This window comes from Erythrobacter donghaensis (genome assembly GCF_001557325.1).
Lineage (GTDB): Bacteria > Pseudomonadota > Alphaproteobacteria > Sphingomonadales > Sphingomonadaceae > Erythrobacter > Erythrobacter donghaensis_B.
The window spans coordinates 13,445-34,592 of the sequence record NZ_LSJS01000206.1; the positions used below are offsets into that span (position 1 = coordinate 13,445).

Here is a 21,148-nt window from a genome sequence, read left to right on the forward strand (position 1 = left end):
CCGCAGCCGCGGCGCGCCTGCATCGGGCCGGTCTAGGGAAAGCTACGGGGGCTTAAATTTGCCTCCTGTCCAGCCTGTATGCGGCACAGGATTGCCGAGACCGACCACGAGACCAACCATTCAGGGGCAAGCATGATGCAACCGGCGATCGGACCGACGCGCCGCACCAGGGGGGAGCCGCAAGCAGGCGCGCCCGCGCCCGGCGCGCACGATATCCTGATCGGCATGACCGTGCCGCTGATGGGCGGCAGCTGGCAGCGCGACCGCATCGTGCTGGGCGATGGCCTGCCGCCGGCGATGGCGGCGGGGATCGCGCGCGGCGGCAAGGTGGCGATCACCCTCGCCCATGCCGATACCTGCGCGCTCGCGCTCGCGGGAGAGGGGCGCATCAGCCTTGCCTATGATCCCGCCGAGATCACCCAGGCGCGCGCGGCGCTGATCGCGGCTTCGGCGCAGGGCGGCTGGCCGGTGGCGGGCGATCCGCAGTCGCTCGCGCTGCTGACGCTCGCCGAACGAATCGCTGCCTCCGACATCCCGGTCCTGCTCGAAGGCCCGACCGGCACCGGCAAGGAAGTGCTCGCGCGCTTCGTCCACCGTCTTTCCGCCCGCGCGGGCGGGCCGTTTGTCGCGGTCAACTGCGCCGCCATGCCCGAAGCCATGCTCGAGGCGCTGCTGTTCGGCCATCGCAAGGGTGCCTTCACCGGCGCGGCCGAGGCGGCCGAGGGCCTGTTCCGCGCCGCCGATGGCGGCACGCTGCTGCTCGACGAGGTCGGCGAGCTGCCGCTGGCGCTGCAATCCAAGATGCTGCGCGCGCTGCAGGAGGGCGAGGTGCTGCCCTTGGGCGCGACGAAGCCGCTCAAGGTCGATGTCCGGGTGGTCGCCGCGACCAACCGGCATCTTGCTGCCGAGGTCGAGGCCGGGCGGTTCCGCGAGGATCTGCTCTACCGCCTCAATGTCTTTCCCCTCGCGCTCCCCGCGCTGCGCGACCGGCCGGGCGATATCGCCCCGCTCGCCTTCGCGATGCTGCTGCGCCACGCGCCCTCCGCCGGCCAGCCCGGGTGGCTCTCCCCGCAGGCGCTCGCCGCGCTCGAGGCCCATCCCTGGCCGGGCAATGTCCGCGAGCTCGAGAACGTGATCCGCCGCGCGATCCTGCTCGGCGGCGGCACGGGCGCGATCGCGCCCGAGCATATCGTGTTCGACACCGCGGTGCGCCCCGTCGCCGAGACGGCCGCCGCCGGCGCCTCCGCGCTGACCCGCATCACCGCCCCGCGCTCGCTCTCCGATGTCGCCTTCGCCTCCGAGGCGCGCGCGATCCTCGAGACATTGAGCCGCCACGGCGGCAACCGCGCCGCCACCGCGCGCACGCTCGGCATTTCCGAACGCACGCTGCGCTACCGCCTCGCCTCGATGCGCGGCGCGGGGATGCTCGCAGCGGGAGGTGCGGCATGAACGCGCTCAGGGTCGGCTTTGGCGTCGAGGACGTGATGGCGCTGCGCAGCCAGGTGCTCGCCCGCAACGCCGCGCTGCGCGACGTGCGCGCGGCGAGCGAAGCGGGCAGCGCGCTCGCCGTGCCCGGCCGGGCGCCGGGTGCGGGCTTTGCCGACACGCTCCACAATGCCCTGAAGCAGGTCAGCGCGGTGCAGGAGCATTCGAGCCAGATGCAGGTCGCCTTCGAGCGCGGCCAGGTGACCGATGTCGCGCAGGTGATGCTCGCGCGGCAGGAAGCGGGGGTCGCCTTCGAAGCCACGCTCCAGGTGCGCAACAAGCTGCTCACCGCCTATCAAGACATCATGCGGATGGGGGGCTGATAGATGGCCGAGGCGCTTCCCGTCCCTGCCGATCCCGCAGGCCTGCCCGCTGCACCGCCCGCGCCTGCAAGCGGCTGGCGCACCATGCTGCCGCCCGGCATGCAGGGCTTCGTCAGCCAGCCCGCACTCGCCCGCGCGCTCCCTGCGCTGGGCGCCCTGGGCGCGGTCGCGGCTGCGGCCACGCTGTGGATGGCGATCTCCTCGGGCGCGGACCGCGTGCTCTACACCAGCCTCACCGACGCCGAGCGCGCCAAGGTGGTCGAAACGCTCGAGAGCGGCGGCATCGCCTATGCGATCGACAATTCCACCGGCGCGATCCGGGTGTCGGAGAACGATGTCTACCGCGCCAAGATGCTGGTCGCGAGCGACGCCGGGATCGCCGCGCCCGAAGGCGCCGAGGCGATGCTCGACGCGATGCCTCTGGGCACCTCGCGCACGCTGGAAGGCGAACGCCTGCGCCTCGCGCGTGAACGCGAGCTGATGCTGACGATCCGCGAGATCGACGGGATCGAGAGCGTGCGCGTCCACCTCGCCACGCCCGAACGCTCGGTCTTCGTGCGCGAGAACAATGCGCCCAGCGCTTCGGTGATGGTGCGGCTGGTGGGCGGGCGCAGCCTCAGTCCCGAGCAAGTGGGCGCGATCGTCAACCTGGTTGCCGCCAGCGTCCCAGGGATGAGCCCCGATGCGGTGCGCGTGGTCGATCAGAACGGCCGCCTGCTCTCCGACCCCAAGTCGCAGCAGGGCGAGGGCCTCGATCTCCAGCGCGAGCACGAGGCCAAGCTGCGCGAACAGCTCGATGCGCTCCTGCTCCCCTTGCTGGGCGAGGGCAATTTCAGCGCCCAGGTGCAGGTCGAGCTCGAGAAGAGCGAGGTCACCACCGCGCGCGAGACCTACGAGAAGGAGGGCGCGATCCGCTCCGAGAGCGCGCGCGAGGCGACCCGCACCGGCACTGCGCCCGCGGGCGGCGTCCCCGGCGTTCCGGCCAACACCCCGCCCCCGCAGGCGCAACTCGTCAACGGCCCGCCGCAGCCGACCACGCCCGCGCAGGCGACCACCTCCGACACCGAAACCGCGACCGACCGCGCCTATGAACTGGGCCGCGAGGTCGCCGTCACCACCGCTGGCCCGGGGGCGCTGAAGACGCTCTCGGTCGCGGTGGCGGTCAGCGACAAGGCCTTGAAGGCCGCCGCCCCGCTGACCCGCCAGCAATTGCAGGCGCTGGTGAGCGCGGCGGTGGGCGCGAACACCCAGCGCGGCGACACGGTGCAGGTCGTCGCCAGCAAGTTCGAGCCCGCCGATCTCACGCCGCCCGCCTTCTACGAAGAGCCGTGGTTCGCGATGCTGGTGCGCTATGGCACCGCGCTGATCGCGGTGCTGCTGGTGCTGCTGCTCGCGGTCAGGCCGCTGATCGGCAAGCTGCGCGGCGGCGGCGGGGGAGCCAAGGGCAAGAGCGGCGACGGGGCCGCTGCCGATGACGCGCCGCTGGCGCTCGCGGCGGATGACGAGGAAGCGGGCGAGGGCGCTGGCGCCCCGCTCGGCACCACCGACAGCGGCGTCCCGCCCATGTCTCTTGATACCGATCTGCCGCGCCAGGTCGAACTCGCGCGGCGGCTCGCGGCGCAGCAGCCCGAGCGCGCGGTCGAGGCGCTCCAGCGCATGCTCGAAGCGCCCGAACCGCGCCCGGAGGAGGCTGAGGCGGCATGACGCCCGAAGCGCTCCCCACCCCCGCCGCCCCCGCGCCGCTGCTGACCCGCGTCGACCGCGCCGCGGTGTTCCTGATGCTGCTCGGCGACGAGGAGGCGACCGGGCTGCTCTCGCGCCTCTCGCCGCAAGAGCTCGAGAAGCTCGGCGCGGCGATGATGGCGCTGGGCGAGATCGAACAGCCGCACATGGCCGAGGCGCTCGCCGATTTCGCGGGCGAGGCGGCGCGCGAGATGCTGCCGATGCGCGGGCGGGGCGACCGGGTGCGCACGCTGCTCGACAAGGCGCTGGGCCCCGCGCGCGCGGAGAGCATGATGCAGCGCATCGAGCCCGATGCCGCCCCGCGCTCGCTCGAGCTGGCGAAGTGGCTCGCGCCCGGCGTGTTGGTGCGCCTGATCCTCGATGAACACCCGCAGGTGATCGCCGCGCTGCTTCTCCTGATCGAGCCCGAGCCTGCCGCCGAGGTGCTGGCGATGCTGCCGCTCGAACTCCAGACGCTGGTGGTCGAGCGCGTCGCCAAGAGCGGTTCGATCTCCGTCACCGCGATCGCCACCATCGACACGCTGCTGACCCAGCGCATCTCCGCCACCTATGGCACCGCGGCGCTGATGTTGGGCGGGCCGCGCGAAGCGGCGAACCTCATCAACCTTGCGGCCGGAGAGCTGCGGGGCACCGTGCTCCCCGCGATCGCCGAGCGCGATGCGCCGCTCGCCGAGAAGATCGAGGAGGAGCTGTTCACCTTCGAGATGCTGTTCGCGCTCGACCCGATGTCGATGGGGCGCCTGCTGCGCGATGTCGACAACGAGAAGCTGGTCGATGCGCTCAAGGGCCTCAGGGAACCCGAGCGCGCGCCCTTCTTCGCCGCCATGTCGAGCCGCGCGGCGGACGGCGTGCGCGACGAGATCGACCTGCGCGGGCGGCTGGCCAAGAAGGACGTCGCCGCGGCGCAGAAGGCGATCGTCGAGATCGCCCGCGGGCTGGCCGATGCGGGCGAGATCGTGATCGGAAGCGGCAATGGCGAATTCGTCTGATTGGGTCGGCGCGTTTGCCGCCGCGCCCGATCCCGACATCGCCGAGGAGAACGCCCCCGGCTGGCTCGCGCTGCTTGGCGAGGGCGAGACCGCGGGCTTCCGCGAGGCGCCGCTGTTCGCTGCGCCCGAGGAGCCTGCTCCACCTCCCGCGCCGGCGGCGGCCGATGCCGATGAACCCGATCGCCACGCCGAGGCGCTCGCGCGGGCCCATGCCGATGGCATCGCCGCAGGCCGCGCCGCCGCCGAAGCCGAAGGCGAGGCGCGCAGCGCACGCCAGCGGGCCCTGCGCCTGACCTTCCGCACGCTCGACGAGGTCGCGCTCGGCGTGCTGGCCGATGATCTGGCCGCGACCGTCCTCCACCTGTGCGACGGCGTGCTGGGCGAGGCCGCGCGCGATCCGTCCGCCTTGCGCGAGCGCTGCATCGCCGCCGCGCGCCGGATCGGCGGGGCGGCCGACACGCTGGTGCTGCATCTCCACCCGGATGACATCGCGCTCCTGGGCGAAGAGGCGCTTGCCGCGATGCGGATTGTGCCCGATGCCGCACTCGAACCCGGCAGCGTCGTGATCGAGGGTGCGGAGGGCACGGTCAGCGACGGCCCGGCCGAATGGCGCCGGGCGATTGCCGCAGCGCTGCGCCTGTGATCGGCGAACTTCAACTCGATCTCGCGCGGATGCGCGCCGCGCCGGTCGCCAGTGGCCCGGTGCTGACCGGCCGGGTGGTGACCTGCGACGGCGGTCTGATCGAGGTCGCCGGGCTCCCGCTGCCGGTCGGCTCGCTCGGCCTGATCGAGAACGATGCCGGGGCCGAGTGCCTCGCCGAGGTGATCGGCTTTCGCGCAGGGCACTCGCTGATGATGCTGCTGGGCGATGCGATGCTGCTGCGCCCGCAGGCGCGGGTGCGCGCGCTCGGCCAGCCCGGCGAGGTGCGCGTCGGCGAGGCGCTGCTCGGGCGCGCGGTCGATGCGCTGGGCGATCCGATCGACGGCGGCCCGCGGCTCGATCTGCCGCAGGCCTGGCCGCTCGGCGGCAGGCGCGAGGGCGCGCTGGAGCGGGCGAGTGTCGAGGCGCCCTTCGATTGCGGGGTGCGCGCGATCAATGCGCTCGCCGCGATGGGGGTCGGTCAGCGGCTCGGGATCATGGCGGGCTCGGGCGTGGGCAAATCGGTGCTGGTCGACACCATCGCCGGCCACGCGGTCGCCGATGTCACCGTGGTCGCGCTGATCGGCGAGCGCGCGCGCGAGGTCTCGGACTTCGTGGGCCGGCACATGGTCGGGCACCGGCGCGGCGGGATCGTGGTGGTCGCCGTCCCCGCCGACCACGCGCCCAACCTGCGGCTGCGCGCAGCGCAATATGCCTGCGCGATCGGCGAATATTTCCGCGCGCAGGGCAAGCGCGTGCTGCTGATCCTCGACAGCCTGACCCGCGTCGCCCATGCCGCGCGCGAGCTCGCGCTGGTGCTGGGCGAGCCCGGCGCGGCGCGGGGCTATCCCCCTTCTGCGCTCGCGGCGATCACGCGGCTGGTGGAGCGCGCGGGCAATTCGGCAAGGACGGGCGGGGCGATGACGGGGATCTACACCGTGCTCGCCGATGGCGACGACACCAACGACCCCGTGGTCGACACCGCGCGCGCGATCCTCGACGGCCACATCGTGCTCTCGCGCGAGCTGGCGGCGCGCGGGCACTATCCCGCGATCGATATCCCCGCCTCGCTGAGCCGGGTGATGGACGATGTCGTGACCCCGCCCGTCGCCGCAGCGGCGCGGCGTCTGCGGGCGCTGATCGCGGCGCGCGAGAGCGGGCGCGATCTGGTCATGATGGGCGCCTATCGCGCCGGGGGCGACCCGCTGCTCGACGAGGCGCTGGCGCTTTCGGGGCCGATCGACGCCTTCCTCACCCAGCCCCGGGGCGAGGCGGTGGGGCTGGCGGCGAGCCAGCAGGCGCTGCTCGAACTGATGCATGCGTGAAGCCCGCCGCCTCGCGCTGCTCAGACGGCAGAGCCTGATCGCCGAGGTCGCGCGCAAGCAGGCCCTGCGCGCGCTGGCCGAGGCGCTCGAGGCCGAGGCGCGCGGGGCCGCACTCGCCGCGCGCAGCCTGCGCCTGGTCGCGGCAAGCGCGGCGCGCGAGGGGGCGACCACCGGCGCGGCGCTGGCCCAGCGCGCGGCCTTCACCGCGGGGCTTGCCCAGCTCGCCGCCAATGCCGGGGACGCGGCGCGCGATGCCGCCCGCCAGCGCGAATGGCAGGCCGACGCGCTTGCCCGCACCGAGACCCGCGCGAAGCGCCTTGCCGAGATGAGCACGGAGGCGCGCGTGGCGCTCGCAGCCGCGCAGGAACGCCGGGCGGCGGCCCGCGAGGTGCCGCTGGCACGCAAGTTGCAGAGCCGTCGGGACGACTGATCTGCCCCCTCCAGCGCGACAAGGATGATGCCCGCCGTGACCAGCCTGCTCCCGCTCCTGCCCGACGGCCCGAGGCCTTCCGCCACCGACGCGCTGGCGGGTGGCCCCGCGCCCGCGCCTGCGCCTGCGCCCGGCGGCGCGATGCCCAACTTCGCCGACCTGCTCGAGGCGTTCGCGGCACCCGCGCCCGCGCCTGTGCCCGCGCCTGCGTCCGCGCCTGCGTCCGAAGACGCTCCGTCGTTGCCCCCCCTGCTCCAGGCCGAGGCCGCGCCGACGGGCGCGCTCGCCGGATGGCCGGGCGGCAAGATCCTGCCGGAATCGGGCGCGCTCTTGCCGCCGGCCCTGCCGCCCGGCGATGGGCCGGCTGTCCGGATCGCGGCGCCCACGAGCGTGCCGACCCCGCCTGCTGCCGCACCCCGCGCGCCGCACCAGGGCCCTGCAGTGTCGGCGCGCACGCCCGGGGTCGAAGACGAGGCGCTGCCTCACGCCGCTGCGCTGCCCCACCTCGCGCTGCGGCCCGAGCCGCGCGATCCCCTCGGCGGCCCCCTCGGCAGCGCGAGCCTCGCTCCGGCCGAACCGGAAGACGCCGCCCCCGCACCGGGGGACAAGGCGGCGGCGCCCGAAGCGGCGCTGGCGGCCATTCCCGATCCCGCGACCCTGCCGCAAGCGCTTGCGCCGACGCTGCCCCTTGATCCGGCGATGCCCGGTGAGGGCGTTGCCGCAAACCTCGTGCCCGCTTCGCCGCCTCCGCCCGCGACCTGGGCGACCGGCGCAAGCGCCGCCCCGGCCGCGCTTGCGGTTGTTGCTGTCCCGCGCGCCGCTGCCTTTGCGCGCCCTGCCGCCGCGCCCGGCGCCGGGGTGGAGACGAGCGGAGGCCCTGCGCGGCCCGGCTTGCCCGCACCGGCGGCCTCCCCGCTTGCGCGCGGCGAGGCGCCGGGCGCAGGGGCAGGGGCGTTGGCGGCGGATGCCCTGCCCGCGCCTGCGCCCGCGCTGGCGGCGGAGCCGGTCTTCGCTTCTGCTGCGGGCACAACCGCTCTGCCGGATGCCGGGATCGCCGCTGCCTCCGCGAATGCCTCTGCCGCCACGCCCGCCGCCGGCTCGCCCGTCGCGGCGTCGTCCCCAGCCGTTGCGCCGCTCCCCGAGCGTCCCGCCGATGCACGGGGGGCGATCGCCGCCCCTGCCGCGCCGCAGCTCGAATCCGCCATCGCCCAGGTCGGCGACATCCGCGAGGCGCTGCGCAATGCGCGGCCCGCGATGACGCTCACCCATGCCGAGTTCGGGGCGGTCTCGCTCAGGCTCGAACCGGCCGCGCCCGACCAGTGGCGCGCGGTGCTGGCGAGCCGCGATCCCGGCTTCGTCCCCGCGATCCACGCCGCGCTCGAGACCCGCGCCATCGCCGCTGCCGCCGAGAGCTCGGCGAGCTTCTCGGGCCATTCCGGCGCGTCCCAGAATGGGGCTGGCGACCAGCGTTACGGATCATCCCCTAACGGCGGTCAAGGATCGCCTCAACCATACCTGGGCCAATCGGGTCACCGAGACGGCGAGGCTGCGCCGGATCACCGCCGCCCCTCCACCGCCGCCGAACTGGCGGCGCGCGGGGCAAGCGAGGCGGAGGATCCCGCAGCCCTTGCCTCGGGATCGGGCGGCCTGTTCGCCTGATCGCGGCGGGCGCGACACGACATGGAGCTGACAGGGCATGGCGAAGGGTAAGGACAAGGCCGAGGGCGGCGCCGGAGACGGCGGGGGCGGCAAGTCGGGCAAGGGCGGGCTGGTCAAGATCGTGCTCGGCGCGGTGCTGCTGCTCGGCACCGGCGCGGGCGGGGCTTACGGCGCCTATGCGATGGGCCTGTTCGGCGGCGGCGAGGGCGAGCACAAGATCGACGAGCCCAAGCTGGTGCGCAAGGACGAGGAAGACCCCTACGCCCCCCCGTCCAAGGACAAGGACAAGGAAGGCGCCGGTACCGTCTACGGCGAGGGCGGCAGCAAGTACCGCACCGCCTACTATTCCTTTGAGGAGGCCTTCACGTCCAATCTCGCGGATTCGGCGGGGCTGATCCAGGTCGAACTGGCGGTCTCGACCCGCCGCGACGGGCGCGTGCTGCAATGGGTCAAGGTTCACGAACTCGCGATCCGCTCCGCAATCCTCGGCCAGCTCGCCGCGACCACCGAGGCCGAGGCCTATGATGTCGAGGGCAAGAAGAAGCTCGCCCAGCGGCTGACCAAGGCGGTCAACCAGGTGCTGGAGGAGCAGGAAGGCTTTGGCGGGATCGACGCGGTGGTCTTCAAGGGCTTCCTGGTCCAATGAGGATGGGCAATGATTTCGCGCCCGCGCGCGCCGCGGCGGTGCATTGCGCCGAGCTGACGACGCGTGGGCCCCGCCCGGAGGAAAGCGCCGCGCTGATGGCGGCATGGCGCCGCGATCTGGCGCGGCTGCTGGCCGACGACCTGTCGGGGCTGCTCTCGGGCGACCGGCTCGATGTGAACGTCACCGAGCCCGAGCGCCTCACCGGCGCCGACGCGCTGCGCAGGATCGGGCCGCTCGCCGCCAACAGCCTGATCCGCTGCGGGGCGAGCGGGGAGACCGCGCTCCTGAGCTTCGATTTCGCCACCGCGATCGCGCTCACCGACCGCAGCTTCGGCGGCGACGGGCGGGTCAGTGGGCATGTGCCCGAGGCCCTGCCGCGCTCGGCCGCGCTGCTGGTGGAGGAGACCGCGACGATGATCGCGGGCGCGATCACCGCGGCGAGTTATGGCGACATGCCGCCCCCGGCGGGGGCCTCCACGAGGGGTGAGGTGATCGTGCGCAGCGAGAGCGCGGCGCGATTGAAGCCCTTCGCGCTCGATGCCCAGACGCTGTTCTTCGTGCTCGAGATCGCCAACCGTCAGGGCTGCACCTGGCGCGCGGCGCTGGCGGTGTCGGCCGAGCGCATGGCGCGGCTGCTGCCCGGCGGCGGGCGGCGCCTGCGCCCGCGACCTGCGCGCACGGCGGCGAGCCCCTTCGCCGCGCCCTTTGCCGAGGTGCCGCTGGCGCTCCACGTGGTGCTCGCCGAATTCGACCTGTCGCTGGCGCGGCTCCAGAGCCTTGCCCCGGGCGACACCATCCCGCTCGCGATGGGCCGGCAGGTGCCGCTGCTGGCGGGCGAGACGCTGGTCGCCCAAGGCAGCGTCGGCGCCGCCGAGGACCGCATGGCGATCCGCCTCACCCGCATTCCCCAATCCGTCCAGCCTGAAGGTGTCGCACCATGACCGCTTACCAACCCGCCGCTTTCGCCCGTTTCGGCGACGTTGCCGTGCGCCTCTCGGTCGAGCTCGGCCGTACCGAAATGCCCCTGCGCGAGGTGCTGATGCTGGGCGAGGGGAGCACCGTGACGCTCGACCGGCTGACCGACGAGCTGCTCGATGTCACCGCCAACGGCCGCGTGATTGCACGCGGCGAGGTGGTGGCGGAGAAGGGCCGCTTTGCGCTCCGGATCGTCAGCCTCGTGGGCGAGGACGGGCAGGACGTTCCGCCCTCGGGCGAAGTCGCGGCGCCGACACCCGCCGCGCCTGCCGTTTCCACCGACGACGCGCTGTAAGCGGGCGAGGGGTCGCAGACCATGCTCGAATATCTCCTGCGCCTTGCGCTGCTGCTGCCGGTTCTGGCGGGGCTGATCTGGGGGAGCCTGTGGCTGACCCGCTGGCTCCAGACCCGGCTCGGCCAGACCCCCGGCGCTCCGGGTGCGGGGCGGCAGCTCCAGCTGATCGAGACCAGCCTGATCGCGCCCGGCATGAAGCTCGCCGTGGTGCGCTTCCGCGACCGCGAGATCCTGCTCGGCTGCACCCGGCAGGGCCTCGTGCGGTTGGGCGAGGCACCCCTCACCGCTGCGGTTCCTGCGGAGAGCGAGTGATGCGCGCCGCTGCGATGATCCGCGCAGGCCTCGTGTGCCTTGCCGCGTTAACCATGTTCTGGGCGGTGCCCGATGCGGCCTTCGCCGCTCCCGTCGCCGTGCCCGAACCTGCGGTGGCGGGCCTGGGCGCGGCGGTCGAGCGGGCGCTGGGCGACGAGGGGGCGGGGGATGACAGCCCGCTGAGCATGTCGCTCCAGCTGCTGGTGGTGATGGGTCTCCTCACCATCCTGCCCGCGCTGGTGCTGATGATGACGAGCTTCCTGCGCATCCTCGTGGTGCTCTCGATCCTGCGCCAGGCGCTGGGCTTGCAGGGCTCGCCGCCGGGACAGGTGCTGGCCGGATTGGCGCTGTTCCTCTCGCTGTTCGTCATGGCCCCGACATTGGACGTGGTGAACGCGCAGGCGATCGCCCCCTATGCGAGCGGAGCCCTGTCGGCCGACGCCGCGATCGGCAAGGCGGGCGAGGCGTTCCACACCTTCATGATGGCCCAGACCCGCGAGGCGAACCTCATCATGTTCACCGACATGGCGGGCGGCGGCACCTTCAGGAGCGGCGCGGACGTGCCCTTCTCGATCCTGCTCCCGGCCTTCGTCACCAGCGAGCTCGAGACCGCCTTCCAGATCGGCTTCATGATCTTCCTGCCCTTCCTCGTCATCGACCTCGTCGTCGCGAGCGTGCTGATGAGCCTCGGCATGATGATGCTCTCGCCCACCATCATCTCGCTGCCCTTTAAGCTGCTGCTGTTCGTGCTGGTCGATGGCTGGGCGCTGCTGATGGGCAGCCTTGCGCTGAGCTTTGCGACATGACCGAGGACGCGCAGCTCCTCGCATTGGCGGACCAGACCCTGTGGGTGACCGCGCTGATCGCAGGGCCGGTGCTGATCGCGACGCTGGTCGTCGGACTCGTCGTCGGGATCATCCAGGCTGCCACCTCGGTCAACGAGCAGACCCTCTCCTTCATCCCCAAGCTCGCGATCACCGCGCTGGTGTTCGTCGTGCTGGGCGCGGCGATGATGGGGCTGCTGGCCGATTTCACCCGCGAGATCATGGCGCAGGTCGCCGACCTGTCGCGGTGAGACTGGGCCGGTGAACATCCTCGACCCCGGCTTCGGCAGCCTCGAGGCGCAGCTGTGGGTGATCATGCTGCTCTCGATCAGGAGCGGCGCGGCGCTGATGGCCGCGCCGATGATCGGGGGCACGGGGGTGCCGGTGCAATTGCGCATCCTCCTGAGCCTCGTGCTGGGCCATTTCGTGGCGAACTGGGTGCCGCTCCCCGCACCCCCGCCGATGCTGAGCATCGCCGCCGTGCTCGCCGTGGTGCAGGAGGTGGCGGTCGGCCTGATGCTCGGCTTCGTGCTCCAGATCGCCTTTGCCATCCCCCTCATCGCCGCCGAGCAGATCGCGGGCACCATGGGCCTCGCCATCGCCACCTCGATCGACCCCGCGAGCGGCGCGCAATCGGGGGCGCTGGGCACCTTCTTCGGTCTCGTCATGAGCCTGCTGTTCTACGCCACCGGCGCGCATCTCCTGTGGTTCGAGCTGCTGATCGAAAGCTACCGGCTGCTGCCGGCGGGCAGCTATGCCTTCGGCGCGTGGCGGGCCGAGAGCGTGGTCATGTTCATGGGCTACGGCCTCGCCACCGCCGCCGCCATCGCGCTGCCGGTGGTGCTGGTGCTGCTGCTGGTGCAGATCGTCACCGGGCTGATCGCCCGCTCGGCCCCCTCGCTCAACCTCTATGCGCTCGGCCTGCCCGCAGGCGTGATCGCCGGGATCGCGGCGATGATCATCGCGCTGCCGGTGATGACCGCGCAGATGCGCGGCGCGATCGAGGCCGCGCTCGAACAATCGCAAGCGCTGATCCAGCCCGAGGCAGCGCCCGATGGCTGAGGAGACCGCCGGCGAAAAGACCTTCGCCCCGACCCAGAAGCGCCGCGAGGAAGCCGCCAAGAACGGCGATGTCCTGCGCTCGCGCGAACTCGCCACCCTCGCCGCGACCGGCGCGGGGGTGCTCGGGCTCTACGCCCTGGGAGAGTGGCTCGCCGAAGGGATGGCAGGCGTGGCGCGCGCGGGCTTCCGCTTCGACCGCGCCGCTTTGGACGGCTTCACGCCCGGCGCGATCATGGCCGACGCCGCGCTCGCCGCGCTGCCGCCGGTCATGGTGCTGGGCGCGATCGTCGCCCTCGTCACCACCGCCTCGCAATTGCTGCTGGGGCAGGACGGGCGCTGGATTGCGGGAAACGCCGGGTTCAAGGCGCGGCGGATCAACCCGCTCTCGGGCTTCAAGCGGATCTTCGGCACGCAGGGGCTGATCGAGCTCGGCAAGGGCCTCGCCAAGCTCGCGCTGCTCGGCGGGATTGCCTGGGTCTGGGCCAAGGGCCGCATGCCCGAACTGCTGGCGCTGGGCGCGATGCCGTTGGAGGCGCAGGTCGCGCGCGGGCTCGATGCGATCACCTCGCTGACGGCGGCGCTGCTGATCGGCTTCGTCGTGATCGCCGCGATCGACTACCCGCTGCAACGCTTCCAGCGTGACAAGCGGCTGATGATGAGCCTCCAGGAAGTGCGCGACGAGAACAAGCAGTCCGAAGGCTCGCCCGAGATGAAGGGCGCCCGCCGCCAGCGCCAGCGCGACCTGGCGCGCGGGGGCGTCGCCAAGGCGATGAAGGAGGCGCAGTTCGTGATCGTCAACCCGCTGCACTTCGCGGTCGCGCTGACCTACGACCCGGCCCGCGCGCCGGCCCCGCTGCTGCTGTGCAAGGGTCGCGGGGAGACCGCGCTCGCGATGCGCGAGATCGCGGCGGAGGAAGGCCTGCCGGTGCTCGAATACCCGACCCTTGCCCGCGCGGTCTATTTCACCACCCGCCCCAACCAGATGGTGCGCGAGGAGCTCTATGTCGCGCTCGCCTCGCTGGTGGCCTTCGTGATGGCCTTGAAGCGCGGCCAGCGCCCGCGCCGCCCGGTGATCGAGGTGCCCACGGCGCTGCGCTTCGACGGCGACGGGAGGGCCGAAACATGATCCTCCCCCTTGGGGGAGGGGGACCACCCGCAGGGTGGTGGAGGGGCGAGCGGCGCTGCCCCGAGCACAAAGCCTTTGGATCACCCTCGCCCGCCCCTCCACCATGCTGCGCATGGTCCCCCTCCCCTTAAGGGGAGGATCAACCCCTTAAACCCACCCCCGGATGGACGTCTTCAGCGACATGGAAAACTTCGGCTCATCGATCCTGAACTCGCTCGGCTTCGGCAACGGCATCAATTACAGCCAGCTGGCGACCGATATCGCCGAGGCGAGCTTCGGGTTCCAGCGCCAGACGGTGGAGACCCGCCGCGAGACGCTGGAAGCGCAGATTTCCGCCGCCTCGCAGCTGCGCAGCTCGATCTCCGGGCTGGCGAGCGCGTTGGGGGACCGTATCCGCAATGGCGAACTCGCCCCGCAGGCAAGCATCGGCAACGCCGCCGTGGCGCGCGCAACCGTGCCTGCGGGCCTATCCCCGCGCGGCAGTTTTTCGCTCGAGGTGACCGAGCTTGCCCGCAGCCAGACGCTGGTGACGGGGGCCTATGCCAGCGGCACCGCGCTGGTCGGGGCGGGCACGCTCAACATCCGCTTCGGCACGGTCGACGGCGCAAGCTTCAACCCCGATGCCGCGCGCGATCCGCTGGCGATCACCGTCACCGCCGACGACACCCTCGCCACGCTGGCCGCCAAGATCACGCGCGAGAGCCGGGGCGCGGTCAGCGCCTATGTCGCGCAAGGCACGAACGGGGCGCAGCTGGTGCTCAAGGGCGCAGAGGGTGCGGCCAACGGCTTCGTGCTCGAGCCTGTCGGCGCAGGGGGAGCGGCGGCGCCGGGCGATCTCAGCTACCTCGCCTGGGCCCCCGCCACCGACGCGGGCGAACTGCGCGGCACGGCGGGCGATGCGACCCTCGTGCTCGACACGGTCGAGATCACCAGCCCCACCAACCGCGTCACCGGCCTGCCGGGGGGCTTCACGCTCGAACTCACCGCCACCAATGTCGGCGCGCCGACCACGGTGTCCTTCACCAACGACAGTTCGGCGATCACGTCGGTCATGAACGATTTCGTCGCCGCGCTGAACGACGTCGCCGCGCAGCTCAACACCGTGGCCGCGCCGCTCGGCGGGGAACTGGGCAACGACAGCGGCGCGCGCGAATTGCGGCGCGAGCTTTCGGCGCTCTCGCGGCTGGTGGTCAACCCCAATGCCGCCCCGGGCGAGCCGCGCACGCTGGGCGACCTTGGCGTTGCGATCAACCGCGATGGCACCTTCCGGCTCGATCCCGTGCCGCTCAATCGCGCGCTGGAGGCTTCGCCCGAGGTGGTCGCCGGGCTGTTCACCACCGGCGCGACCGGGGTGTTCGCCGCCTTCGACCGCTTCGCGCGCGAGGCGACGCTGCTGGGTGATCCGGGTTCGCTCGGCGGATCGGTGCAGCGCTACGAGCGCCAGCTCGAACAGACCGACGAGCGCCTCGCGCGGATCGCCGAGCAGCAGGAAGCGCTGCGCGAGCGCCTGAGCCGCGAGCTGATCGCCTCGGGCCGGCGGGTGTCGGCGGCGCAATCGACGCTCGAATTCGTGCGCGCGAACTTTGCGCCGCGGGATGAGAACTAAGGGGCCGGAACGATGCAGATGCTCTCCCGCAACCCCGCCGCCGCCTATCGCCGCGTCGCGCTCGATGCGCGGATCGAGGCCTCGGGCAGCGCCGATCTCACCCGCATTTGCCTCGAAGAGGCGCAGGCCGCATTGGCGCAGGCCTATGGCGCGGTAATGCGCGGGTCATCGGCGGGTCGTGAGCCCCTGATGCGCGCGCAGACGATTCTGGTGTGGCTGGCCCGCTCGGTCGCCCCCGGCCATCCGCTGGGTGCCAGCCTCAAGGCTTTCTATGGCGGGCTGGCCGGGCAGGTGGGCGCGCAAATCCAACAGGCCGATCCCCGGGCGATTGCAGAAATCCGGAAAGATATCAGCGATTTGCTGGAGGCGGCGGGTTAGGCTGGGGGCAATGTTTCACGTGAAACATTTGCGGAACATCACGCTTCCCCGATGAACTCCGCGATGATCCGCGCCGCATCCTGCGGATCCTGGAACGGGTGGAAGTGGGTCATGTCGGGGCGGTGGAGGTCGGTGCCCCGCGGCAGCCGCTCCGCCAGCCCGGACCACGTCGGCGAGCTCTTGAAGTCCTGAAGCGTCGTGTGCCTGGCGCGCACCACCAGCACTGGGATGGCGACCCGCGTTGCCGCCTCCAGAATGCCCGGATTGCTGCGGCTCGCTGCATAGACGCTCGCCTCGACCTCGGGCGCGCAGGCGAGTTCGAGGCCGTCCCCGTTCGCGGCGGGGACGAGGCCGTGGCGGCAGTAATCCTCGAACACGCGTGCATCGAACAGGTCGTAGGGATCGCGGGTGGCGAAGCGCTCGATCATCGCCTCGGCGCTCGCGAAGTCGCGCTTGCGGCGGATCGCGGGGTGGGGGTTGTCGGCGGTGTAGAGCGCTTCGCTCGGCGCGTAGAATTCGGGCGCGAGGATCACGGGGTCGAACAGCACGAGGCGGGCAAAGCGCCCCGGCGCATCGGCAGCGACCTGAAGCAGGGTGTGCGCCCCCATCGAATGGCCGATGCCGACCGCGGCGGTGATGCCGGATTGATCAAGAAATTCAGCGACATCGCTCGCCATAAGGCGCCAGTCATCGATCGGCCCGGCGCGCGACCGGCCGTGGCCGCGCAGGTCGATGGCGTGGACCGGATGCGCCGGGAAGCGTTCGGCGATCGCGTCCCACACCCGCCCGTGAAACCCCGTCGCATGGGCGAAGACCAGCGGCACGCCGCCACCATCGGAGGCCCATTCGTGGACGGCCAGGTCGATGCCGTTGACGGGGTAGAAACGGGTCTGCGGAGCGGGTCGCGGCGTGGTCATGCCCTGCGCCCAACCGCATCGCCTGCGCCGAGTCAATCGGGCGCTTTTGACAGGCCTATTCCGCCGGCGCGGGCTCCGGCTCGCTCGTGCCGCGGTTGCGCGCGAAGTTCAGCGCCTCGGCCAGGCGGTCGGGGGCGATGATGTTGAGCGCGCCGAGATAGAGCGCGACGCCGATCGGCACCGCGATCCCGAGCGCCAGCCAGTCGGCGACCGGGGGCATGCCGCGCAGCACCAGCCACACCCCGCCCGCCATGGCGAGCGCGGCGAGCAGCGGCGGGAGCACGGCGCGCAGCAAGCCAGCGGGCGTCAGGCCGATGATCCGGCCCGACAGCGTCACCGTCGCCGCGGTCAGCACCGCCATCCCGCCGACCCAGCTCCACGCGAAGCCGGTCACCCCCCAGTGCGAGCCGATGAAATAGGAAACCGGCATCACCACGCTGCCGATCATCGTGATCCGCAGCGCCGCCATCGGCACGCCGCGGGCATTGGTCGCAGGCGCGAACAGGATCTGCAGCGTCATCATCGCCATCGCGCTCGCGAGGATCGGGAGCAGCGGGACGATCTCGTGCCATTGCTCGCCCAGCAGCACCGGCACCAGCACCGGAGCGACCACCGCGAGGCCGGCATAGGCGGGCAGCGCGACCAGCATGACAAGGCGGATCGTCGCCAGCAGCGCCGTCGCGCCCAGCTCGGGCTGACGGGCATAGGCGGCGTAGGCGACCTCGTTGATCGGGGGCACGAACTTGGCGGCGAGCAGCTGGGCGAGGAACAGCCCGGTGGTGTAGACGCCAAGGGAGTGGGGATCGAGCACGCGCCCGGCGATCATCACGTCGGCCTGGCTCTGGACGAACCAGAACAGCTGGGTCGCGGTCATCACCCCGCCGAAGCCGGCGATGTGCCCGGCCCCGGCGAAGCGGAAGCTCGGGCGGATCGGCGTGCCGGCGGCGCGGGTCATGCCGACCGCCTCGGTCAGGATCATCACCAGCGGCGCCGAGACCAGCGTCCAAACCCCCCAGCCCGAAAGCGCGCCGGTGAGCGCGGTCAGGGCCCCGGCGATCGCGGCGACGAGGCGCACCTGGGCCGGGCGGCGGAAGTCCATCCGCCGCGAGAGGATCGCGTGGGACAGCGCGCAGAACGGAACCGCGAGATAGAGCAGCGCCTGCACCCGCAAAAGGTTGGCCACCATCGGCTGCTCGAACCACAGCGCCACCAGCGGCGCGGCGCAGAACTGCACCAGCGCAAGGCCGCCGTTCAAGAGCATCAGCATCCCCAAGGTCTGGCGCAGGCGTTCCTCGGTCACCTCCGCCTCGCGGATCAGCGCCGAGGCGAGGCCGTAGCCGTTCATGGTGTTGAGCAGCACCAGCATCACCTGCGCCATGGCGAACAGGCCATAGTCCTGCGGGGCGAGCAGGCGGATGACGATCAGGGTCGAGGCCCAGGACACGATCTGCGTCCCGATCTGGCTGCCCGAGCGCCAGATCACCGCAGTGCGCACCTGCGCCGCAAGCGAGGCGGTGGGGCCCGGCTCAGCCATGGGCGAGGCTTCGGGCCGCGCCCTCGTCCGCGGCCAGCGCTTCGCCCCACAACGGGGCGATCAGGCGGGCGGCGATGCGGCTCCTGACGAACAGCAGGTCGACGAGGTCATAGCCCGCCACCGCGCCCATGTCGCGCTTGTAGCCGCTGTCGCCCGTTCCGAGATCCAGCGTGCGCAGGCCCTCGGCAAGCGCCGCGTCGAGCGAATGGTAATTGGCGATCTTGCCGACCTGGCAGTGCCTGAGATCCTCGGCATGGGTTCCGGCGATGGCATAGCGCACGGGGCCGTCGTCCAGATCGAAGCTGAAAGCGACCGGGCGCTCGTCCAGCATCAGGATGATCGCGACGAGGCCCTCGGCGATGACCGGATCGCGCAGGGCCTCCTGCCACACGGCGCGCTGCGCGGCGGTCAGGAACTTGGCGCCGCTTCCATCGGTGGTGCGGGCGATCCAGCTGTCGGCTTCGACCCGGGCCATCGCCTCGAGGGCTGCGGCGCTCCACTGTGCGCCGCGCACCGTCCACCAGCGCGGGGTGCCGAGCGCTTCGAGCTTGCGCCATCCGGCGCGCAGCTTGCGCGGGGTCGAGCCGCGCTGGGGGGGATGGGCCCGCACCGCATCGAGGTCGATCACCCAGCTGGTCCCCGCCGGGCGCGAAAGGATGCGCCAGCCCGCCAGCTGTGCGGCGGTGACCAGCAGGGCCATGGCTGGATCGTCGCGGCGCGTTGGGCCGATACGGCACACCTGGCCGAGGCCGCGGGCAGCCGGGTCAGCGAGGGCATGGGCCAGTTCGATCGCGCTGCAATCGGGGGCGAGCAAGGGGGCGCGCAGCGGCCAGTAGCCGCCTGCCAGCTTGCGCGCGCCGGTGATCGCGGGGCCGAAGGCGAGTGTCGGGATCGCCGCGATGACATCGCCGCTGCCGCCGCGCCGGACAACCAGCGTGCGCCCCGCTCGCTGCCCGTCGCCGCGATACCATGCCGCGCGCAGAAAGCCGTGGCCCGCCAGATTGCGGACCGCCAGATCGTCGATGGCGGGCGCGAAGCCCTCGATCATCATGACGGTCGGGGGATCGGCGGCAATCCTGCTTGCGTACATTCCTCACCTGCGTTGAGCGGTGCCGAGACCCCGCCTTACGCCGCGCGCGTAACCACCGGGTTAACCAACGCCGCCAATCCGCGCAGGCGGAGGAATTGCCTCAGATATTCAGCGGCTTGAAGGCCGTTGCCGGATCGCCCGTATTGGGCGTGTCGGCCGGGTCGATAAGCAGCAGCCTGACCTCGCCTTCGGGCACGCGCGGGAAGTGTTCGGTGCCGGCAGGAACGATGATCATCTCGCCCGGGCCGAGCACCTCGGTGCGGTCGCGGAACTCCATGTGCAAGCGCCCCTCGAGGACGAGGAACAGCTCGTCGGTCTCGGGGTGCGAATGCCAGCGGAAATCGCCCGCGGCCTTGACCAGCCGGATCTCGTTCCCGTTGTAGCGCCCCGCGATGCGCGGCGCCCAATGGTCTGAAAAGAGAGCAAGTTTCTCGGCAAGGTTGACCTTCGCCGGGGTCTCGCCCGCCGCCATCAGAACACCACCACAGAGCGGATCGACTTGCCTTCGTGCATCAGGTCGAAGGCGGTGTTGATCTCCTCGAGCCCCATGACGTGGGTGATCATCGGGTCGATTGCGATCTTGCCGGTCATGTACATGTCGACGATCTTGGGCACGTCGGTGCGCCCCTTCGCGCCCCCGAAGGCGGTGCCGCGCCAGTTGCGGCCGGTGACGAGCTGGAACGGGCGGGTGGCGATCTCCTTGCCCGCTTCGGCGACTCCGATGATGATGCTGGTGCCCCAGCCGCGGTGGCAGGCTTCCAATGCGGTGCGCATCACTTCGGTGTTGCCGGTGGCATCGAAGGTGTAGTCCGCGCCGCCATCGGTCATCTCGACGATCTTCGCGACGATCTCCTCGCGGCTCATGCCCCGGCTGTCGAGGAAGTGGGTCATGCCGAAGCGCCTGCCCCATTCCTCGCGCGCCGGGTTGATGTCGACCCCGACGATCAGGTTCGCCCCCGCCAGCCGCGCGCCCTGGATGACGTTGAGGCCGATCCCGCCGAGGCCGAACACCACGACATTGTCGCCCACCTGCACCTTGGCGGTGTTGGTCACCGCGCCGACTCCGGTGGTGACGCCGCAGCCGATGTAGCAGGCGCTCTGGAACGGCGCGTCCTCGCGGATTTTCGCCACGGCGATCTCGGGCAGCACGGTGAAGTTCGAGAAGGTCGAGCAGCCCATGTAGTGGAAGATCGGCTGGCCCTTGTAGCTGAACCGCGTCGTGCCGTCGGGCATCAGCCCCTTGCCCTGCGTCGCGCGGATCGCGGTGCACAGGTTGGTCTTGCCGCTGAGGCACGACTTACACTGGCGGCATTCCGGGGTGTAGAGCGGGATCACGTGATCGCCGGGCTTCACGCTGGTCACGCCGGGGCCGACCTCGCGCACGACGCCTGCGCCCTCGTGTCCGAGCACGCTTGGGAAGATCCCCTCGCTGTCCAGCCCGTCCAAGGTGTAGGCATCGGTGTGGCAGATCCCCGTCGCCATGATCTCGACCAGAACCTCACCGGCCTTGGGGCCCTCGAGATCGAGTTCGACGATCTCGAGCGGCTGCTTGGCGGCAAAGGCGACGGCGGCGCGGGTCTTCATCGGCAGGCTCTCCTCGGGTCAGCGGGCGGGCGGTACGGCTTCGTGATCGTAAGGGCAATGGCGACAGGCCGATCCGCAGCACTTGCCGCGCGCCAGATGCGCCACGCGGGTGAACACGGTGTAGCCGGTCGCCGGATCGCGATAGGTGCTCTCGCCGCGGGCGCAGGCGGCTTCGTGCAGGGCATGCCATGGCGGGATCGTCATC

General features: G+C 71.8%; 24 protein-coding genes. 18 read left to right on the plus strand and 6 right to left on the minus strand.

Going from position 1 to position 21,148, the window contains the following annotated elements:
* The first annotated feature begins 132 nt into the window (after positions 1-132).
* The 18 genes from AX692_RS12320 to AX692_RS12405 all read left to right on the plus strand — a co-directional run bounded on the left by AX692_RS12320 (position 133) and on the right by AX692_RS12405 (position 15,818).
* Positions 133-1,449 carry a sigma-54 interaction domain-containing protein gene (locus tag AX692_RS12320; protein WP_230959790.1) on the plus strand — a complete coding sequence of 439 codons (1,317 nt, stop codon included), beginning with the start codon at positions 133-135 and terminating at the stop codon, positions 1,447-1,449.
* Positions 1,446-1,808 (plus strand): flagellar hook-basal body complex protein FliE, encoded by a 363-nt coding sequence (gene fliE, locus AX692_RS12325; protein ID WP_073973132.1) that lies wholly within the window; start codon positions 1,446-1,448, stop codon positions 1,806-1,808. The genes AX692_RS12320 and fliE overlap by 4 nt, the downstream gene beginning before the upstream one ends.
* Positions 1,809-1,811: 3 nt before the next feature.
* Complete coding sequence (gene fliF, locus AX692_RS12330; protein ID WP_155644771.1) at positions 1,812-3,512, plus strand: flagellar basal-body MS-ring/collar protein FliF; 1,701 nt, start codon at positions 1,812-1,814, stop codon at positions 3,510-3,512.
* The gene (fliG, locus tag AX692_RS12335; protein WP_073973133.1) at positions 3,509-4,540 is read left to right on the plus strand and encodes a flagellar motor switch protein FliG; all 1,032 of its coding nucleotides are present in this window, start codon (positions 3,509-3,511) and stop codon (positions 4,538-4,540) included. Before fliF ends, fliG begins: the two co-directional genes overlap by 4 nt.
* Complete coding sequence (locus tag AX692_RS12340; protein ID WP_073973134.1) at positions 4,524-5,183, plus strand: FliH/SctL family protein; 660 nt, start codon at positions 4,524-4,526, stop codon at positions 5,181-5,183. The genes fliG and AX692_RS12340 overlap by 17 nt, the downstream gene beginning before the upstream one ends.
* Before the next feature lie 29 nt (positions 5,184-5,212).
* The gene (locus AX692_RS12345) at positions 5,213-6,505 is read left to right on the plus strand and encodes a FliI/YscN family ATPase (RefSeq protein WP_073973141.1); all 1,293 of its coding nucleotides are present in this window, start codon (positions 5,213-5,215) and stop codon (positions 6,503-6,505) included.
* Positions 6,498-6,935, plus strand: a complete 438-nt coding sequence (locus tag AX692_RS19700) for a hypothetical protein (RefSeq protein WP_073973135.1) — start codon at positions 6,498-6,500, stop codon at positions 6,933-6,935. Before AX692_RS12345 ends, AX692_RS19700 begins: the two co-directional genes overlap by 8 nt.
* A gap of 36 nt (positions 6,936-6,971) precedes the next feature.
* A complete protein-coding gene (locus AX692_RS12355; RefSeq protein WP_155644770.1) occupies positions 6,972-8,594 on the plus strand; it encodes a hypothetical protein in 1,623 nt (540 codons plus the stop codon).
* Positions 8,595-8,631: 37 nt separating this feature from the next.
* Positions 8,632-9,240, plus strand: a complete 609-nt coding sequence (locus AX692_RS12360) for a flagellar basal body-associated FliL family protein (protein WP_073974917.1) — start codon at positions 8,632-8,634, stop codon at positions 9,238-9,240.
* Complete coding sequence (locus AX692_RS12365; protein WP_081095288.1) at positions 9,237-10,181, plus strand: flagellar motor switch protein FliM; 945 nt, start codon at positions 9,237-9,239, stop codon at positions 10,179-10,181. The genes AX692_RS12360 and AX692_RS12365 overlap by 4 nt, the downstream gene beginning before the upstream one ends.
* The gene (locus AX692_RS12370; RefSeq protein WP_073974919.1) at positions 10,178-10,510 is read left to right on the plus strand and encodes a FliM/FliN family flagellar motor switch protein; all 333 of its coding nucleotides are present in this window, start codon (positions 10,178-10,180) and stop codon (positions 10,508-10,510) included. Before AX692_RS12365 ends, AX692_RS12370 begins: the two co-directional genes overlap by 4 nt.
* Before the next feature lie 21 nt (positions 10,511-10,531).
* Complete coding sequence (locus AX692_RS12375) at positions 10,532-10,822, plus strand: flagellar biosynthetic protein FliO (RefSeq protein ID WP_073974920.1); 291 nt, start codon at positions 10,532-10,534, stop codon at positions 10,820-10,822.
* Positions 10,822-11,628 (plus strand): flagellar type III secretion system pore protein FliP, encoded by an 807-nt coding sequence (gene fliP, locus AX692_RS12380; RefSeq protein WP_081095289.1) that lies wholly within the window; start codon positions 10,822-10,824, stop codon positions 11,626-11,628. The genes AX692_RS12375 and fliP overlap by 1 nt, the downstream gene beginning before the upstream one ends.
* Complete coding sequence (locus AX692_RS12385; RefSeq protein ID WP_073974921.1) at positions 11,625-11,897, plus strand: flagellar biosynthetic protein FliQ; 273 nt, start codon at positions 11,625-11,627, stop codon at positions 11,895-11,897. Before fliP ends, AX692_RS12385 begins: the two co-directional genes overlap by 4 nt.
* A gap of 10 nt (positions 11,898-11,907) precedes the next feature.
* Positions 11,908-12,708, plus strand: a complete 801-nt coding sequence (locus tag AX692_RS12390) for a flagellar biosynthetic protein FliR (RefSeq protein ID WP_073974922.1) — start codon at positions 11,908-11,910, stop codon at positions 12,706-12,708.
* Complete coding sequence (locus AX692_RS12395; RefSeq protein ID WP_073974923.1) at positions 12,701-13,834, plus strand: EscU/YscU/HrcU family type III secretion system export apparatus switch protein; 1,134 nt, start codon at positions 12,701-12,703, stop codon at positions 13,832-13,834. Before AX692_RS12390 ends, AX692_RS12395 begins: the two co-directional genes overlap by 8 nt.
* Positions 13,835-13,997: 163 nt before the next feature.
* Positions 13,998-15,440, plus strand: coding sequence for a flagellar filament capping protein FliD (fliD, locus tag AX692_RS12400; protein WP_073974220.1), 1,443 nt, complete (start codon positions 13,998-14,000; stop codon positions 15,438-15,440).
* Positions 15,441-15,452: 12 nt separating this feature from the next.
* Entirely contained in the window at positions 15,453-15,818 is a 366-nt protein-coding gene (locus tag AX692_RS12405) for a flagellar protein FliS (protein WP_073974221.1), read from the plus strand.
* Positions 15,819-15,856: 38 nt separating this feature from the next.
* Here the strand turns inward: AX692_RS12405 and AX692_RS12410 are convergent, their stop codons facing one another.
* From AX692_RS12410 to AX692_RS12435, 6 genes are all read right to left on the minus strand, one after another.
* Positions 15,857-16,735, minus strand: coding sequence for an alpha/beta fold hydrolase (locus AX692_RS12410; protein ID WP_073974222.1), 879 nt, complete (start codon positions 16,733-16,735; stop codon positions 15,857-15,859).
* A gap of 55 nt (positions 16,736-16,790) precedes the next feature.
* Entirely contained in the window at positions 16,791-18,269 is a 1,479-nt protein-coding gene (locus tag AX692_RS12415) for a lipopolysaccharide biosynthesis protein (RefSeq protein ID WP_073974223.1), read from the minus strand.
* A complete protein-coding gene (locus AX692_RS12420) occupies positions 18,262-19,359 on the minus strand; it encodes a GNAT family N-acetyltransferase (RefSeq protein WP_081095291.1) in 1,098 nt (365 codons plus the stop codon). The genes AX692_RS12415 and AX692_RS12420 overlap by 8 nt, the downstream gene beginning before the upstream one ends.
* 100 nt (positions 19,360-19,459) lie before the next feature.
* On the minus strand, positions 19,460-19,831 hold the full coding sequence (locus AX692_RS12425; protein ID WP_073974225.1) for a cupin domain-containing protein: 372 nt from the start codon (positions 19,829-19,831) through the stop codon (positions 19,460-19,462).
* Positions 19,831-20,943, minus strand: coding sequence for an S-(hydroxymethyl)glutathione dehydrogenase/class III alcohol dehydrogenase (locus tag AX692_RS12430; protein ID WP_073974226.1), 1,113 nt, complete (start codon positions 20,941-20,943; stop codon positions 19,831-19,833). Before AX692_RS12430 ends, AX692_RS12425 begins: the two co-directional genes overlap by 1 nt.
* Before the next feature lie 18 nt (positions 20,944-20,961).
* A complete protein-coding gene (locus tag AX692_RS12435) occupies positions 20,962-21,147 on the minus strand; it encodes a DUF5522 domain-containing protein (protein WP_073974227.1) in 186 nt (61 codons plus the stop codon).
* Position 21,148 lies beyond the last annotated feature (1 nt).